Below are 16168 nucleotides of genomic sequence, written 5' to 3'. Positions count from 1 at the left end.
GTAGCTCTTTTTTTTTAAGCGCACGCCTTCACCTTGTGGGCAGATGCGTGAAGACCGCGCAGGGGCGCTTGGGGTCGCCCCATGCACAGGCGCTGAAAACCTGGGCAACCGCGCATCCCATGGCAAGCTCCGGCGCCGTGTCCCGCTTGCTGCCGCACCCGTGGCTTGGAGTAGCTGCTAGGTGCTTTCCGCAGGTGAATGCAGGCGCTCAAGAACCAAGGTGCGCGAAGTCATTGCACGCCCACACCATCTGCCTCTAAGCTCCCACCAGTTCATAAGAAGCTGGGGGAGACAGATGCAGGCCATTCACGCCGAACTCAAAAAACGCCACCGTGCCACACGCGAAGGCATGCCTGATGCGCTGAACCTGCGCATTCACCGCGCACTCAGTTGGCTGCAGCGCGCCAGCGTGTGCGAGCCCGATCACGATCCGGACGCGCGCTTTATCTTTTTGTGGATTGCGTTCAACGCCGCCTATGCGCAAGAAATTCCCGCCACTCTGCGCCTGAGTGAACAAGAGAGCTTCACCGCGTTCTTGCGCAAGTTACACGGCTTAGACAGCGCCAAGCAACTGGATGATTTGGTGTGGAACACTTTTAGCGGCCCCATCCGTGTGCTGCTCGACAACCCCTACGTCTTTGAATCGTTCTGGAGCTTCCAGCGCGGCGAGATCGACGAAGCCACGTGGCAAACCCGCCAAGCCGCTGGCAAGCGCAAAGCCGCCATCTTGCTGGCACAAGGTCACACGCCCGAGCTGCTGGCGCTGGTGTTTCAGCGCATCTACACCTTGCGCAACCAACTGATGCACGGCGGCGCCACTTGGAACGGCAAGGTCAACCGTGCCCAAGTGCAGGACTGCGCCACGCTGATGGCGCACATCGTGCCCGTGGTGATTGCAATCATGATGGCCCATCCGGAAGCGGTATGGGGTGAGGCTTGTTATCCGGTGATATCTTAAAAAAGGAAATAATTAAATGGCAAATTACATTGAAAAGTCAGATCAAGAGAATAAATATGATTTGCTTTGTGAAGCATATTCCCATTTAGATATAGAGTTTATTAAAGGATCATCGTCAGAATTAGAAATAAAAGAGAAAATACGTTTATTTGTTGAACCAAGAGCCAAATTCTTATTTGGTGAAGATATAAAAATAGATATAGAATTAGATGAAGGTAGCTTTATATCGAAAATAAGTATTCTTGGATTTATTGGCGGAATAATAATGGGATACCCTCAATTTAAGGAGGGAATAAGAGAGTTACAAAATGATGCTGTTTTAATTACACAAGCAGCTAACATGGAAACTATATTTATCACAGAAACAAAATCATGTGATAGATTAAGGCTTGAAAAAGAAAAGGTATTCCAGGTAGAACGCAAGAGATAATAAATAAAATAGAAACAATCAGAATTGCCGCAGAAAATACAGGGCTCCCAGATACTAAAGAAAAGTCTGAATTAATTACTCAGCTCATTACAAAAATGAGTAATATTAGAAATGAAATTAATATTTTATCTGAGAAGGTTTCGGACAGTCAAACAATGATATGTATTGCAGAGGGACTTAAAGTTGAGTTCGGGAAAACTCCAAAAGAATTTCATTGGGATAAACTTTTAAAATCTAAAAATAAAAATCTACAATCTTTATTGATTGAGCAAGATTTCGAAAAATATATAGCTTATGTTAATCATTCTGAATCATATAAAAGTATCAGAAGACTGATTCTTGAAGACATTTCTGTTCTTATAGAATTAAATTCTTCACAAATTGCAGAAAAATAAAAAAGGCCGCTTACGCGGCCTTTTTGACATCTGAGCAAATCACCCCAAATTCGGCGCCAAGAAGCGGCGCAGTTCTTCCACATCCATGCCTCGGCGCTGGGCCATATCAGCCAATTGGTCTTCCCCAATCTGGCCCACGTTGAAGTACACGGCCTCTGGGTTGCCGATGTAGTAGCCGCTGACGCTGGACGCGGGGTTCATGGCCAAACTCTCGGTCAAGGTCATGCCGATTTCGTCGGCGGCCAGCGCCTTGAACAGATCGATCTTGGCGGTGTGGTCGGGGCAGGCAGGGTAGCCTGGGGCAGGGCGAATACCTTGGTACTTTTCTTTGATGAGTTCTTCATTGCTGAGGTTCTCATCGGCAGCGTAGCCCCACAGGTCTTTGCGTACGCGCTGGTGCAGGCATTCGGCAAAGGCTTCGGCCAGGCGGTCGGCCAGGGCCTTGAACATGATGCCGCTGTAGTCGTCCAGCGCGGCTTCAAATTCTTTGTCTTTCTTCTCGGCGCCAATACCGGCGGTCACGGCAAACAGACCGGCGTAGTCGTTGATGCCCGATTCCTTTTGGGCCACAAAGTCCGACAAGCAACGGCTGGGGCGCATCACGCCATCTACCGCCTGCTTTTCGGTTTGCTGGCGCATGCCGTACCAGGTGGTCAGCACTTCGGTGCGCGATTCGTCGGTGTAGAACACGATGTCGTCGCCCACGCGGTTGGCGGGGAAGATGCCCATCACGCCGTTGGCTTGCAGCCAGCGGCCTTCGATGATTTTCTTGAGCATGGCCTGCGCATCGGCCAGCACCTTGCGCGCTTCCACGCCCACGATTTCATCGTCGAGGATGGCGGGGTAAGGGCCGGCCAAGTCCCAGGTCTGGAAGAACGGGCCCCAGTCGATGTATTGGGCAATTTCGGCCAGGTCAAAGTTCTTGAACACACGGCGGCCCAGCACGCGCGGCGTGACGGGGGCATGGTGCACCACGGCTGCATTGGCGCGGGCCTGGCTGAGTGACCACAGTGGGGTTTTCTTCTTGTTGGCGTGCTGGGTGCGCACCTTGTCGTAGTCGGCGTTCAACTCGGTCACGTAGTGGTCTTTGCCTTCACCCAGCAAGCTTTGCGCCACGCTGACCGAGCGCGAGGCATCGGGCACGTAGACCACGGGGCCTTCGTATTTGGGCGCAATCTTCACGGCGGTGTGCACGCGCGAGCAGGTAGCGCCGCCAATCAGCAGCGGAATCTTTTTGACGCGGAAGTAGTCGTCCTTGTGCATTTCGCCAGCGACGTACTGCATCTCTTCCAGGCTGGGCGTAATCAGGCCCGACAGGCCGATGATGTCGGCCCCTTCGGCCTTGGCGCGCGCCAGAATTTCATGGCAGGGCACCATCACGCCCATGTTGATGACTTCAAAGTTGTTGCACTGCAAGACCACGGTGACGATGTTCTTGCCAATGTCGTGCACGTCGCCCTTGACGGTGGCGATGACGATCTTGCCCTTGCTGGTCACATCCAGACCGGCGGCTTCCTGCTGGCGCTTTTCTTCTTCAATGTAGGGCACCAGGTGGGCCACGGCCTGCTTCATCACGCGGGCGGATTTCACCACCTGGGGCAGGAACATCTTGCCCGCGCCAAACAGGTCGCCCACCACGTTCATGCCGTCCATCAACGGGCCTTCGATCACGTGCAGCGGGCGGCCGCCACCCTTGACCACGATGGCCTGGTAGGCCTCCTCCGTGTCTTCGGTGATGAAGTCGGTGATGCCGTGCACCAGCGCGTGCGACAGGCGCTCGTTGACGGTCTTGGGGTGCTCGGGCGTGCCGCGCCACTCCAGCTTTTTGCTGTCGTCCTTGGCGTTGCCCTTGGCCTGGTCGGCAATTTCCAGCAGGCGCTCAGCGGCGTCGGGGCGGCGGTTGAGCACCACGTCTTCCACGCGCTCGCGCAGCGTGGGCTCCAGGTCGTCGTACACGCCCACCATGCCCGCGTTGACGATGCCCATGTCCATGCCCGCGGCAATCGCGTGGTAGAGGAACACGGTGTGAATCGCTTCGCGCACGGGGTCGTTGCCACGGAAGGAGAAGCTCACGTTGGAGACGCCGCCCGAGACCTTGGCGCCGGGCAGGTTCTGCTTGATCCAGCGCACGGCGTTGATGAAATCGACGCCGTAGTTGTTGTGCTCTTCAATGCCGGTGGCCACGGCGAAGATGTTGGGGTCGAAGATGATGTCTTCAGGGGGGAAGCCCACTTCATCCACCAAGATGCGGTAGGCGCGCTCGCAGATCTCAATCTTGCGCTCAAACGTGTCGGCCTGGCCTTTTTCGTCAAACGCCATCACCACCGCAGCTGCGCCATAGCGCTTGACGAGTTTGGCGTGGGCCTTGAACTCTTCCACGCCTTCTTTCATGGAGATGGAGTTCACGATGCCCTTGCCTTGCAGGCAGCGCAGACCGGCTTCGATCACCTCCCACTTGGAGCTGTCCACCATCACCGGTACGCGGGCGATATCGGGCTCCGAAGCCATCAGGTTCAGGAACTTCACCATCGCGGCCTTGCTGTCCAGCATGGCCTCGTCCATGTTCACGTCAATGATCTGCGCGCCGTTTTCCACCTGCTGGCGCGCCACGGCCAGGGCTTCTTCGTATTGCTCGTTCAGGATCAGGCGCGCAAAGGCTTTGGAGCCGGTGACGTTGGTGCGCTCGCCCACGTTGACGAACAGCGTGTCTTTGCCAATGAACACGGGCTCCAGGCCCGACAGGCGCATGGGGGGAATCGAATGGGGGGCTGCAGCAACGGTCATCGCACTCACCTGTGTGAAAAAACTCAATCAATCGTGGGAACAGGTGAACGCCGTTGCAGGGGCGGCTGCTGCACAACAGCCGCTGGCCCCAAGCCTGACAGCGCGGTCCATGCGACGCGCGCGCTGCTGCAGCGCTCCTTGGGGCGAAACCCGCAATTCTAAAGCGCCTGCCCCCGCGTCGCAGCCTGCATGGGTGATGCCGGTACACGGCAGGGGCGCAGGCCGAGGAATTGTTGCCAAATTGGCCGCTAGCGCATAGCTGGCAAGCGCTGGCAGCTATGGTTTTAAGCTGCTGCAGTGGTGGGCAGGGCCTGCGCAGAGGCAGGCAGACCAAAGAAACGGTCAAAACACCAGTTGAAAACAAAGGTGTAGAGAAAGAAAAACACCAGCAAACCCGCCTCCATCACCGTGGCTTCCCACAGCGAAATGCCGAACCACCAGGCCATCAGCGGGATCAGCATGGCGGCAATACCGCCTTCAAAGCCGATGGCGTGCGCGATGCGGCGCAGCAGCGAGCGACCTTTTCGGGTCTGGCGCAGCTCCCACTTTTCAAACAGCCAGTTGAAAGTAATGTTCCAGCAAATCGCGATGGTGGAGGCCGCCACGGCCATCACCCCGGAGGAGCCCGCCTCTTGCCCCACCGCCATAAAAATCAGGCTGGAGACGACGATGGCGATGAATTCATACAGGCCGACAAAAACGACGCGGCGCAGGGGGCCTTGCAGGCCGACGGCTTGGGGTGTTGCTGCTGACATAAGTGGCCGCAGTTTATGTGTGAAAAATTGACGGTGAAAGTTAGGTTCTTTCAGTTTTTTTGATAGATTGAGCGCCATGCCCTTTCCTTTGGAACAAGTCCCGCTGTTTTTGGCCGTGCTCGATACCGGCTCTTTTTCTGCCGCTGCGCGCAAGCTGGGCAAGGTGCCTTCGGCCGTCAGCATGGCGATTGGGCAACTGGAGGCGGAGCTGGGCCTGCAGCTGTTTGACCGCACCGGGCGCGAGCCCACGCCGACGGCGGCGGCCCAGGCGCTGGAGCCGCAAGCCCGCCTGCTGGCGCAGCAGCTGCAGCTGCTCAACCAGCAGGCGCTGGCACTGCACGCCGGACTGGAGCAACGCCTGACGTTGGCGATTGCCCCTGAGCTGCTGGCCAGCGACTGGGCCGAAGCCTTGCGCCCCGTGGTGGCGCAATTTCCTGCCTTGGTGGTGGAGGTGCTGGCCGCCCCGCAAGACGATGCCCTGAAGTTGCTGCACGCGGGCCGTGCCCAGCTGGCGCTGGTGTTTGAGCGCCCCAGCATCGACGCCCGCGAAGATTTTCAGGAGCAGGGCCATGAAACGCTGGTGGCCGTGATGTCGCCGCGCCACCCGTTGTGCGCGCACTGGGAGGCGGGCGTGGCCCACACCATCGATATGGCCCAACTGGCCGCGGTGCGGCAGGTGCTGGTGGCCAGCCGTGACCCGGCCTTGACCGACACCCGCTTTGTCTTCTCGCACCACCTGTGGCGCGCAGACAGCCACGGCGCAGCGCGGGCTTTGATTGCCGCCGGGCTGTGCTGGGGCTGGTTGCCGCTCAGTCTGGTGGAACCCCACATCCTCAGCGGTGAGTTGCTGCGCATTCCGTTCAACAACCTCAGCAATGGCAGCAAACTGTTTGTGGACTGGGTCTGGTCCAAGGAGCGGCCGCTGGGGCTGGCGGCTGGGTTGTTTGTGCAGCAACTGCGGGCCCGCGCATAAAGCCGCAAGAAAATTTGCAATAAATAGCGCTGTAACGCTTGCGTGACAAGCGCAGGCAGCTATCAAAACACGTAAGCTTGGGCCGTGGTGAGGCTGGCGTGCGGCGCTGTTTTTGCTCTACAGTCGGCACGTGACTTCTGCCATCCCGCCTTCTTCTGCCCTGCCGATTACACCCGCCGTGCCCAGCGCCCCGGAGGGTGCAACTGTGCATGCAGGCAGCAACCCGCAGGCACAGAGCCCCAGCTTTGCGGCAGCGGCCCAGACGGCCAGCCAAGGCAACGGCACGCCGGCAGCATCCTCCGCCCCCACGCCGGTGCCCACGCCACCCAGCAGCAGTGCCCGTACCGCCAGCGAACCCAACCCGCCAAGCACCAGCAGTGCAGCTGCGCAGTCCGCTGCACCGGTGCCCGCGACTGCGCAAGTGGCGCCCACCAGCGGCACGACCAGCGCCGCGCAGGTGGCCCAGATTGTGGCGGCGGCGCAGGCGGCACTGTCCAGCAGCGTGAACCTGTCGCCGCAAGCCCAGCAGGTGGTGAAGATGGAGGCGTTCAACCAGCTGGTGGCCAATTTGGTCAACCACATCCAATCGGGCAATGCCACCTTGCCTGCCAACTGGCCCACGGCGGGTGTCAGCCCGCAGTTGCAAGCTTTTTTAAGCCATTTGCTGCAGCAGGCCACCGCGGCCCAGCCCCTGCCGCAGCAATTGGTCAGCGCCCAGGCGTGGCCCACGGCCTTGACGAATGCCGTCTTGCAGCTGGCAGGCCAAGCGGCCGCCGCCGGTGATTTGCCACCGGCCCTGGTGGCCAGCACCCCGCAAGCTGCCCTGGCCGCAGCGGCAGACAAGGCCAGCATCACCTTGCCCACGCTGCAAAACTGGCTGGTGCAGCAGGGCGTGGTGCAGGGCAGTGATGGTGAGCGCAGCTTTACCTTGACCTTGCGCGTGCCGGTGGCCTGGGCGCAGGCCCAATCGGCATTGGGTGCGGCGCTGCCTGCAGGGGCGGGCGCTGCGCAGGCCAGCCCGCTGGGTTTTGTCGCTACGCCAGGGCCGTTTGCCACGGGCTTTGCCAGCGGCAGCCCCGGTGGCATGCTGCAACTGCCGTTTGCAGGCAGCGTGCAGCAGCTGCAAAACGGCAGCATCGGGTTGGTGATGCAGCCCCAGGTGCTGCCGGGTTCGCTCGCTGCCGCCGCGGCCCAGGCCATGCGCACCAGCGCGGTGCTGGCGCTGGAGTTTCAGCCCCTGGCGCAGGCGGTGCAAAGCGCACAGGCCGCCTCGGTCTACCTGCCTGCCCACATGCTGCCGCAGGAGGTGCAAGCCATGCTGCACAACAAGGCCACCGATCCGTGGCTGATGATGGCGCAGGCGCAGGCCGACGCAAACGGCAAAAAACAGTCCAAGAATGCCAACGAGCACAACCAGAATTTCTGCAACCGCGCGGGCTGCCAGTACCAGGGCCGCGCCATTTGTGCCCAGCCGTTTTGTGCAGAGATGAACTACCTGTGGTCGGTAGACCGCGCCCAGCGCGCTGGCCGCTTGTGAGTCGGTGAGACTGCAACGCGGCGGCGCGCACCTCAGCGCTGGTGGTAGCGCTGCACGGCCTGCATCAAGGCCTGCACATGGCTGGCCAAGGGCGCCGCTTCGCGCACTAGCATGTAGCGCGGGCGCACGGCCCAGGCATCGCTGAGTGCAATCTGGCGCAGCTGCGCCAAGCTGCTGCTGCGCTGTGCCGCGCTTTCAGGCACCACGGCAATGCCCACGCCTGCGGCCACCATGCGGCACATGGCATCGTAGTTCGACACCTGAATACGCAGCTTCAGCGTGTGCCCCAGTTGCAGGGCAATCTGGCTCAGAAAAGTTTGCAAGGTGCTGTCGCGGTGCATGCCGACAAAGCGCTCGTGCAGCACGTGCGCAAAGTTCAGGGAAGCCACGGACTGCCAGCGCGCCTCATTGGGGGTGACCAGCACCAGGCGGTCGGTGCTGAAGTGCACGCTGGTGAGGCTGTGCGTATCCACCTCGCCCGCGATGATGCCCAGATCGGCCCGGCCTTCGCGGATGTCCGAAGCAATCACCGCGTTCGGGCGCTCTTGCAAATCCACGCTGATGTGCGGGTGCTCCATCAGGTAGGCCGCCAGAATGTCCGGCAAAAACTCGGTCACCGCCGTGGTGTTGGCAAACACGCGCACGTGGCCGCGCAGGCCTGCGCCGTACTCCTGCAAATCGGCCTCTAGCTGCTGCGCCTGTTGCAGCATGGCCCGGGCGTGGAACAGAAAAGCCTCGCCCGGTGGCGTCAGGCGCACGCCCCGAGCCTCTCGAATCAGCAAAGGCATGCCTGCTTCCTCTTCCATGGCCTTGATGCGGGCGCTGGTGGCTGCCAGCGACAGAAAGCATTGCTCTGCAGCCCGCGTCAAACTGCCGGTTTTGGCGACCTGGACAAAGAGCAAAAAGTCTTTCAATTCGAGTTTCATGGGGCGTTCGGGTTTCTACGGAGGTGGGTAAGCCTTTTGAAAAACCGAAGGCTTGCTTGCAAAAGCTGTGATTGTAGAAAGCTTTTTCGAGCGCCAAGATGCATTGCAACTGATCGCCAGAAGCCACGGGCGACACCTCAAGCAAAGCATGGATTGGTTATGACCGAGAGCACGATTCCCCAAATTGATGCCACCCAACTGGCACACCTGCAAACATGGCAAGGCCGCAGCGAGACCACGCCCGACACCATCACGGCGGCGCCCCTGCATGCACTGTCTGCCACCTTAGACCGCGATGACGCCCCCGTGGCGGCGGGCAGTACCGTGCCGCCGCTGTGGCACTGGCTGTACTTTTTGCCGCATGCCCGCCAAAGCGAGCTGGGCCCGGACGGCCACCCCCAGCGCGGCGGTTTTCTGCCGCCCGTGCCCCTGCCGCGCCGCATGTGGGCTGGTGGCCGCCTGCGCTGGGAATGGAACAACCCGCTGCAAGTCGGCCAGGATGTGGAGCGCGTCTCCACCATCCAGTCCGTCACGCACAAGGTGGGGCGCACGGGAGAGTTGCTGTTTGTGCAGGTGGAGCACCGCTTTGGCAATGCCGATGGCCTGTGCCTGACGGAAGAGCACGACATCGTCTACCGCGCTGCGGCCCAGCCCGGTGAGGCAGCGCCGGCCCCCCAAACCCCGCCGCTGGCCGGTCAGCAGCAATGGTCGCGGGTCATTACGCCGGACGATGTGCTGCTGTTTCGCTACTCAGCCCTCACGTTCAACGGCCACCGCATCCACTACGACCGCAAATACGTGACCGAGGTGGAAGGCTACCCGGGCCTGATCGTGCACGGCCCCTTGATTGCCACGCTGCTGGTGGATCTGGTGCGCCGCAACCTGCCCCATGCGCAGTTGCACAGCTTTGCCTTCAAGGCCGTGCGGCCCACTTTTGACCTGCACAGCTTCAGCGTGCATGGCAAGCCATCGGTCGATGGCAAAACCATTGAGCTGTGGGCGCAAGACCATGAAGGCTGGCTGACCATGCAGGCCACTGCCACGCTGGCGTAAACCACAAAAAACAAGAGCTGCTAGCGCTTGCTGCATGAGCACTAGAGGCTAAAAAAGCCATAAAGAGACACACCATGATCGAGTTGACCCAATCGAACAATCACCACGAAATCCGCGACGCGATCCGTGACCTGTGCGCGGCGTTTCCGGACGAGTACTTCCGCAAGGTGGACGAGGCGCGCGCCTACCCCGAACAGTTTGTTAATGCGCTGACCGAAGCGGGCTGGATGGCGGCGCTGATTCCGCAGGAATACGGTGGTTCGGGCCTGGGGCTGACCGAGGCCAGCGTGATCATGGAGGAGATCAACCGCTGCGGCGGCAACTCCGGCGCTTGCCACGGCCAGATGTACAACATGGGCACGCTGCTGCGCCACGGCTCCAAGGCGCAAAAGGAAAAATACCTGCCCAAAATTGCCTCGGGCGAATGGCGCCTGCAGTCCATGGGTGTGACCGAGCCCACTACGGGCACCGACACCACCAAGATCAAGACCAGCGCCGTCAAGAAGGGCGACAAGTACGTCATCAACGGCCAAAAAGTCTGGATCAGCCGCATCCAGCACAGCGACTTCATGATTCTCTTGGCGCGCACCACGCCGCTGGCCGAGGTGAGCAAGAAGAGCGAAGGCATGTCGATTTTCATGGTCGATTTGCGCGAAGCGGAGCAAAAGGGCATGACCGTGCGCCCCATCCCCAATATGGTCAACCATGAGACCAACGAGCTGTTCTTTGAAGACCTAGAAATCCCCGCCGAGAACCTGATTGGCGAAGAGGGTAAGGGATTCAAGTACATCCTGGACGGCCTGAATGCCGAGCGCACGCTGATTGCCGCCGAGTGCATTGGCGATGGCTACTGGTTCATCGACCGCGTGACCAAGTACGTCAAAGACCGCACGGTGTTTGGCCGCCCGATTGGGCAGAACCAGGGTGTGCAGTTCCCGATTGCCGAGACCTTTATCGAGCTGGAAGCCGCCAACCTGATGCGCTGGAAGGCGTGCGAGCTGTACGACAAGCACGAGCACATGGGCGCACAGGCCAACATGGCCAAGTATTTGGCCGCCAAGGCCAGCTGGGAGGCAGCGAATGCCTGCCTGCAATTCCACGGCGGTTTTGGCTTTGCCTGCGAGTACGACGTGGAGCGCAAATTCCGCGAAACCCGCCTGTACCAGGTGGCGCCGATTTCGACCAACCTGATCTATTCCTACGTGGCCGAGCACCTGCTGGGTCTGCCACGTTCGTTCTAAAGGACGGGGGAGTTTGACATGGCAGTCTCTGAACGCCCCCGTCCGCTAGATGGCATCACTGTCATCTCGCTGGAACACGCAGTCGCCGCACCGTTTTGCACGCGCCAGCTGGCCGATTTAGGGGCGCGCGTCATCAAGGTGGAGCGCCCCGGCAGCGGCGACTTTGCGCGCGGCTACGACCAGCGGGTGAAGGGCCAGTCCTCGCACTTCACCTGGATCAACCGCAGCAAAGAAAGCCTGGCGCTGGATGTGAAGCAGCCCCAGGCCAAGCAGGCGCTGCTGGAGCTGCTGAAGACCGCCGACGTGCTGGTGCAAAACCTGGCGCCCGGTGCTGCTGCGCGCATGGGGCTGTCGTACGAAGCCCTCAAGGACGTGAACCCCAAGCTCATCGTCTGTGACATCAGCGGCTATGGCGCCGATGGGCCGTACCGCGACAAGAAGGCGTATGACCTGCTGATTCAGAGCGAAGCCGGTTTTTTATCCGTCACCGGTACGCCCGACACGCCCAGCAAATCGGGCATCTCCGTGGCCGATATTGCGGCGGGCATGTACGCCTATACCAACATCCTCTCGGCCCTGCTGCTGCGCGGCAAGACGGGCAGCGGCAGCCACATTGACGTGTCCATGCTCGAAGCCATGGGCGAGTGGATGGGCTACCCGCTGTACTACGCCTACGACGGCGCGCCACCGCCGCCGCGCACCGGTGCCAGCCACGCCAGCATCTACCCCTATGGCCCCTTCGTCGCCGGGGACGGCAAGACCGTGATGCTGGGCCTACAAAACGAGCGCGAGTGGAAAGCGTTCTGCGACACCGTGCTGCAGCAGCCCGAAGTAGCCATCGATGCACGCTTTGACAGCAATGCCCAGCGCAATACCCACCGCGAAGCCCTGCAGGCACTGATTGTCAAAACCTTTGCCGCACTGACTGCCGCGCAGGTGGTGGAACGGCTAGAGGCCGCCGGCATTGCTAACGCCCGCGTCAATGAGATGGCCGATCTGTGGCTGCACCCACAGCTGCAAGCGCGCCAGCGCTGGCGCACCGTGGGCACGCCCGTGGGTGAGGTGCCTGCGCTGTTGCCGCCCGGCGTGAACAGCGCGTTTGACTACCGCATGGAGCCCGTGCCCGCCGTGGGCCAGCACAACGCCAGCATCCTGGCCGAACTGGGCTGGAGCGCTGAGCAGATCGCCGCTGTGAATGCATAAATAAATAGCAGCTAGCGCAAGTGCTACCTGCCTTGGAGGCAAAAATGAAGCAAGAAAACCAAGTCGCTGTGCACCCCTTGGCACAGTTCGCCGCCACCCTGAAGTGGGGCGATGTGCCCGAGGCCGTGCAGCGCAAAACCGAAGACCTGTGGGTGGATTGGTTTGGCTCCGTGTTGGCGGGCCAAAGTGCCCGCCCGGTGCAAAGCATCACGCGCTTTGCGCTGTCGCAAGGCCCAGCCAGCGGCCCTTGCGAAGTGATCGGCCAGCGCACCACCACATCGCCCATGATGGCGGCCCTGGCCAACGCGGCAGCTGCGCACGTGGCCGAGCAAGACGATGTGCACAACGGCTCGGTGTTCCACCCGGCGGCGGTGGTCTTCCCGCCGGCGGTGGCGGTGGCACAAAGCATTGGCGCCTCCGGCGAGCAACTCATGGCCGCCTGCGTGGCGGGCTATGAGGTTGGCATCCGCGTGGGCGAGTTTCTGGGCCGCAGCCACTACCGCATCTTCCATACCACCGGCACCGCAGGCACGCTGGCTGCCGCCGCAGCCGTGGGCAATTTGCTGGGCCTGACACCCGCGCAAATGCAGCATGCGCTGGGATCGGCAGGTACGCAGGCTGCAGGCCTGTGGGAGTTTCTGCGCACCGCCGCCGACAGCAAGCAACTGCACACCGCACACGCCGCAGCAGCAGGCTTGATGGCCGCGTACCTGGCTAAAGATGGTTTTACCGGTGCGCAAGACATCTTCACCGGCCCGCAGGGCCTGGCTGCGGGCATGAGTACCGATGCCAACCCCGCCAAACTCACCGAGGGCCTCGGTACGCGCTGGGCCACGGCCGAGACGAGTTTTAAGTGGCATGCGTCTTGCCGTCACACCCACCCTGCAGCCGATGCGCTGCTGCAAGTGATGCAGCAAAACCATTTGCAGCCCGCAGACATCGCCCAAGTAACCTGCCATGTGCACCATGGTGCCATCGACGTGCTGGGCCCCGTGGTGAACCCCAGCACCGTGCACCAGAGCAAGTTTTCCATGGGCACCGTGCTGGGGCTGGCCGCCCGCTTTGGGTTTGCGGGCCTCAATGAATTTGACGCGCACTTTCAGTCGCCCGAAACAGTGGCAGTGCGCGAGAAGGTGCAGATGGTGCTGGATGCCGAAGTCGATACGGCTTATCCCCAGCGCTGGATTGGCAAAGTCACCGTACAAACGAGCGATGGCCGCACGCTGCATGGCCGGGTGGATGAGCCCAAGGGCGACCCCGGCAACACCTTGAGCCGCCAGGAGATCACCGACAAGGCCTTGCGCCTGGCGGCCTATGGCAGCCAGGTGCCTGCTGAGCAAGCACGCCATGCTGTGGCCCGGCTGTGGCAGGTGGCCCTGTGGCCCCGCGTGACCGCATTGCTGGCCTGACAAGCTGTTCCCCCACCTTATGTGCATACCGATGGCGGGGGCCATCGGTATGTGTTCCCCCCGGGAGTAGAGGCGCCCTGAAAACGCCCGTCCCATGTCTACCTAGGAGACCACAATGACCTATTCATCCCATCGCTCTACGCGCCGCTGGGCATTGCAAGCTTGCGCAGCCGGTGCCGTCCTTGCCTGCGGCATGGGCAGTGCACTGGCCAGCAACTGGCCCGACAAGCCCATCACCTTGGTGGTGCCCTACAGCGCCGGTGGCCCCACCGATGTGGTGGCGCGCCTGCTGGCAGTGCCCATGGGCCAAAGCCTGGGCCAGAGCGTACTGGTGGAAAACACCGTGGGCGCAGGGGGCACGATTGCACCGACCCGCGTGGCCAAGTCCAAGAACGACGGCTACACCATCCTGATCCACCACATGGGCATGGCCACTGCGCCAGCGCTGTACAAAAAGCTGCCTTACGACCCGCTGAAAGATTTTGAGTACATCGGCCAGGTGCTGGATGTGCCCATGACGCTGCTGTCGCGCAAGGACTTTCCCGCGAACAATTTCCAGGAGCTGCAGGACTACGTCAAGAAGAACCAAGACAAGGTGTCGCTGGCCAACGCCGGTATTGGCGCGGTGTCGCAGCTGTGCGGCATGTTGCTGATGCACCAACTGGGCGTGAACCTGACCACCGTGCCGTACAAGGGCGCGGGCCCGGCCATGAATGACTTGATGGGCGGTCAGGTGGATTTGCTGTGCGACCAGACCACACAAACCGTGCCCGTGATCAAGGATGGCAAGCGTGCCAAGGTATTTGGCGTGACCACGCCAGAGCGCCTGTCCTCGCTGCCCAATATCCCGACGCTGAATGAGCAAGGCCTCAAAGGCTTTGACGTGAAGGTCTGGCACGGCATGTATGCGCCCAAGGGTACGCCCAAGGAAGTGATCGACAAAATCAACAAGGCACTGAATGTGGCGCTGAAAGATGACACCGTGAAGGCCCGCATTGCAGACCTGAGCTCGGACTTGGTCTCCCCAGAAAAAGCCACCCCAGAAGGTCTGCGCAAGCACCTTGAGGCTGAAGTGGCACGCTGGGGCAAGGTCATCAAAGAAACCGGCGTGACGGCAGAGTAATCGATCCACCCAAGGTGCTGAAGACCTGTTTTCAGCACCTTGCCAACACCACTTCCATGATTGATCACCTTGACCATCTGGTGCTGACCACCCGCCATGAAGCTGCCTGCGTGCGCTTTTATGTGGAGGTGCTGGGCATGCGCCTGGAAACCTTTGGGGAAGGCCGCAAGGCCTTCGTGTTTGGGGCGCAAAAAATCAACCTGCATCTGGCAGGGCGAGAGTTTGAACCCAAGGCCCAGCATCCCACACCCGGTGCACTGGATCTGTGCCTGATTGCCAGCTTGCCGCTGGAGCAGGTGCAGGCACATTTGGCACAGCATGGCGTTGAAATTGAATGTGGCCCTGTGCTGCGTACCGGCGCACACGGCGCGATTCGTTCCGTGTATGTGCGTGACCCGGATCTGAACTTGATCGAAATTTCTGAATACCTGCCGCAAGCCTGAGCTTGGGGTTGAATGCTTTTGCCATGTCTGATTTGTTGCGCAACGCCTGCACGTTTTTGTTTGTTCCTGCCACGCAGCCAGAGCGCCTGCACAAGGCCTTGGCCAGTCAGGCGGACATGGTGATTGCGGATTGGGAGGATGCGGTCGCCCCAGCCGATAAAGCCCAGGCCCGCGAGGCGCTGCTAGCAGCGGTACAGACGCTGTCTGCAGCCCAGCGCGCACGCTTGCTGGTTCGCATCAACGCGCCAGGCTCCGCATGGTTTGACGGCGATGTGCAGGCCTTGGCGCGCTTGGTAGCGCAAGGCGTGGCGGGCGCCGTCGTGCCCAAGTCGGAATCGCCTGCGCAGTTGGCGGTGATCGCGGAGCAAGCCGGTGCGGCATGTGCTTTGGTTGCATTGGTGGAGACCGTGGCCGGCATCGATGCCTTAGATGCCTTGGCGCGTGCGCCACAGGTGCAGCGCTTGGCGTTTGGCCATCTGGATTTTCAAGTGGATGCTGGCATGCAATGCGATGCCGATGAGGCCGAACTGCTGCCCATTCGCATGGCCCTGGTCATGGCTTCGCGTCGGGCTGGCATTGGCCAGCCGGTGGATGGCGTGACGGTGGAGACGAAAGATGCCACGCGTATGCAAGGTGATGCCCGACGTGCTCTGCGCATGGGCTTTGGCGGCAAGCTGTGCATTCACCCAGCCCAAGTGCCGCTGGCCAACGGTGTCTTTGCCCCCAGCGCAGCCGAGGTGGCCCATGCTCAGACCGTGGTGCAAGCCATTGAAACGGCACAAGGTGGGGTGTGCGTGGTGGGCGGCAAGATGGTGGACGCCCCTGTGTTGCAACTGGCACAGCGCACCTTGCGCCGACACGCCTGGGCCCAGCAACGCACCTAAAACAAAGCGGCCCAATGGCCGCTTTGTGGTGCAGGGGGCACGGGGTGCTGCGCG

Annotated in this window: 15 protein-coding genes and 1 riboswitch; of the genes, 12 read left to right on the top strand and 3 right to left on the bottom strand. The window is 60.9% G+C overall.

Annotated features, from left to right (window positions below; all coding sequences use genetic code 11):
- The first annotated feature begins 295 nt into the window (after window positions 1-295).
- The 3 genes from B3R00_RS00875 to B3R00_RS00865 all read left to right on the top strand — a co-directional run bounded on the left by B3R00_RS00875 (window position 296) and on the right by B3R00_RS00865 (window position 1783).
- Window positions 296-958 carry a HEPN domain-containing protein gene (locus B3R00_RS00875; protein WP_286996863.1) on the top strand — a complete coding sequence of 221 codons (663 nt, stop codon included), beginning with the start codon at window positions 296-298 and terminating at the stop codon, window positions 956-958.
- Window positions 959-974: 16 nt separating this feature from the next.
- Window positions 975-1388: a hypothetical protein gene (locus B3R00_RS00870; protein WP_286996862.1), complete on the top strand. Its 414-nt coding sequence runs from the start codon at window positions 975-977 to the stop codon at window positions 1386-1388.
- 95 nt (window positions 1389-1483) lie between these two features.
- Entirely contained in the window at window positions 1484-1783 is a 300-nt protein-coding gene (locus tag B3R00_RS00865) for a hypothetical protein (RefSeq protein ID WP_286996861.1), read from the top strand.
- A 39-nt stretch (window positions 1784-1822) separates the two neighbouring features.
- Here the strand turns inward: B3R00_RS00865 and metH are convergent, their stop codons facing one another.
- A complete protein-coding gene (gene metH / locus B3R00_RS00860) occupies window positions 1823-4567 on the bottom strand; it encodes a methionine synthase (RefSeq protein ID WP_286996859.1) in 2745 nt (914 codons plus the stop codon).
- A 38-nt stretch (window positions 4568-4605) separates the two neighbouring features.
- A riboswitch (S-adenosyl-L-homocysteine riboswitch) is annotated at window positions 4606-4713 on the bottom strand.
- Window positions 4714-4851: 138 nt separating this feature from the next.
- Window positions 4852-5322 (bottom strand): PACE efflux transporter, encoded by a 471-nt coding sequence (locus tag B3R00_RS00855; protein WP_286996857.1) that lies wholly within the window; start codon window positions 5320-5322, stop codon window positions 4852-4854.
- A gap of 76 nt (window positions 5323-5398) precedes the next feature.
- Between B3R00_RS00855 and B3R00_RS00850 the strand changes: the two genes are divergently transcribed.
- Both B3R00_RS00850 and B3R00_RS00845 read left to right on the top strand, forming a co-directional pair.
- Window positions 5399-6295 (top strand): LysR family transcriptional regulator, encoded by an 897-nt coding sequence (locus B3R00_RS00850; RefSeq protein WP_286996856.1) that lies wholly within the window; start codon window positions 5399-5401, stop codon window positions 6293-6295.
- Window positions 6296-6425: 130 nt separating this feature from the next.
- Window positions 6426-7832 (top strand): hypothetical protein, encoded by a 1407-nt coding sequence (locus B3R00_RS00845; RefSeq protein ID WP_286996855.1) that lies wholly within the window; start codon window positions 6426-6428, stop codon window positions 7830-7832.
- A gap of 32 nt (window positions 7833-7864) precedes the next feature.
- Here B3R00_RS00845 and B3R00_RS00840 read toward each other — a convergent pair whose 3' ends face one another.
- Window positions 7865-8758 (bottom strand): LysR family transcriptional regulator, encoded by an 894-nt coding sequence (locus tag B3R00_RS00840; RefSeq protein ID WP_286996853.1) that lies wholly within the window; start codon window positions 8756-8758, stop codon window positions 7865-7867.
- Between the two features lie 159 nt (window positions 8759-8917).
- Here B3R00_RS00840 and B3R00_RS00835 point away from each other — a divergent pair, with 159 nt between their 5' ends.
- The 7 genes from B3R00_RS00835 to B3R00_RS00805 all read left to right on the top strand — a co-directional run bounded on the left by B3R00_RS00835 (window position 8918) and on the right by B3R00_RS00805 (window position 16114).
- The gene (locus B3R00_RS00835; protein ID WP_286996852.1) at window positions 8918-9811 is read left to right on the top strand and encodes an FAS1-like dehydratase domain-containing protein; all 894 of its coding nucleotides are present in this window, start codon (window positions 8918-8920) and stop codon (window positions 9809-9811) included.
- Window positions 9812-9885: 74 nt separating this feature from the next.
- Complete coding sequence (locus tag B3R00_RS00830) at window positions 9886-11052, top strand: acyl-CoA dehydrogenase family protein (protein ID WP_286996851.1); 1167 nt, start codon at window positions 9886-9888, stop codon at window positions 11050-11052.
- Between the two features lie 18 nt (window positions 11053-11070).
- Window positions 11071-12255, top strand: coding sequence for a CaiB/BaiF CoA transferase family protein (locus B3R00_RS00825; RefSeq protein ID WP_286996850.1), 1185 nt, complete (start codon window positions 11071-11073; stop codon window positions 12253-12255).
- A 44-nt stretch (window positions 12256-12299) separates the two neighbouring features.
- Window positions 12300-13664 (top strand): MmgE/PrpD family protein, encoded by a 1365-nt coding sequence (locus B3R00_RS00820; protein ID WP_286996849.1) that lies wholly within the window; start codon window positions 12300-12302, stop codon window positions 13662-13664.
- 193 nt (window positions 13665-13857) lie between these two features.
- A complete protein-coding gene (locus B3R00_RS00815; RefSeq protein WP_257469266.1) occupies window positions 13858-14787 on the top strand; it encodes a tripartite tricarboxylate transporter substrate binding protein BugD in 930 nt (309 codons plus the stop codon).
- A gap of 56 nt (window positions 14788-14843) precedes the next feature.
- Window positions 14844-15230, top strand: coding sequence for a VOC family protein (locus B3R00_RS00810; RefSeq protein WP_286996847.1), 387 nt, complete (start codon window positions 14844-14846; stop codon window positions 15228-15230).
- Between the two features lie 23 nt (window positions 15231-15253).
- Window positions 15254-16114, top strand: coding sequence for an HpcH/HpaI aldolase/citrate lyase family protein (locus B3R00_RS00805; protein ID WP_286996846.1), 861 nt, complete (start codon window positions 15254-15256; stop codon window positions 16112-16114).
- The last annotated feature ends 54 nt before the right edge of the window (window positions 16115-16168 follow it).

Origin of the sequence: Comamonas sp. UBA7840 (genome assembly GCF_002501455.1) — a bacterium.
Taxonomy (GTDB): Bacteria; Pseudomonadota; Gammaproteobacteria; order Burkholderiales; family Burkholderiaceae_C; genus Comamonas; species Comamonas jiangduensis.
Note: the sequence above shows the minus strand (reverse complement) of the source record. Positions and strands in the feature narration are given on the sequence as shown.